The sequence below is a fragment of the Flavobacterium pedocola genome (assembly GCF_053764385.1).
The window spans coordinates 1-627 of record NZ_JBSNCR010000027.1; the positions used below are offsets into that span (position 1 = coordinate 1).

Here is a 627-nt window from a genome sequence, read left to right on the forward strand (position 1 = left end):
GGCTACGGCTACGGGTACTATCACGGTTACCCCGTTACCGATCATTACCTTAACTTCGGCGGCAGCGACAACTAACCAAACGGTATGTCAGAATACTGCGATTGCCAATATCACGTATAGCGTGACCAATGCTACGGGTGCTACAGTTGCTGGTCTACCGGCAGGTGTAACGGGCAGTTATGCCGCAGGGGTGTTCACCATCAGTGGAACACCGACAGTGGCAGGTGCATTCAACTATACGGTAACCACTACGGGAGGATGTGCCCCGGCAGCTACGGCTACGGGTACTATTAATGTGAATCCTTCTATGGTTCCTGTAACCGGATTCAGCTATCCAACCCCGGTGTGTCAGAATGCTGCAAATCCAACACCGACAGGAGTTGCCGGATTTACCACAGGAGGGACTTATTCTTCCACAGCAGGCTTGGTTTTTGTTAGTACAACTACAGGAGAAATCAATCTGGCGGCAAGTACGGCGGGCATCTATACGGTGACCTACACGTATCCAGCTACTGCTTGTGGCCCTATGGGAAGCAGTACTTTCAATATCACGATTACAGCAGTACCGGCTATTACCCTTACTTCAGCTGCAGCGACAGCTAACCAAACGGTATGTCAGAATGTTGT

At 50.7% G+C, this 627-nt stretch carries 1 pseudogene; it reads left to right on the forward strand.

Annotated features, from left to right (window positions below):
- A pseudogene (locus tag ACWPKD_RS15230) lies at nucleotides 1-627 on the forward strand (hypothetical protein); the annotation flags it as partial.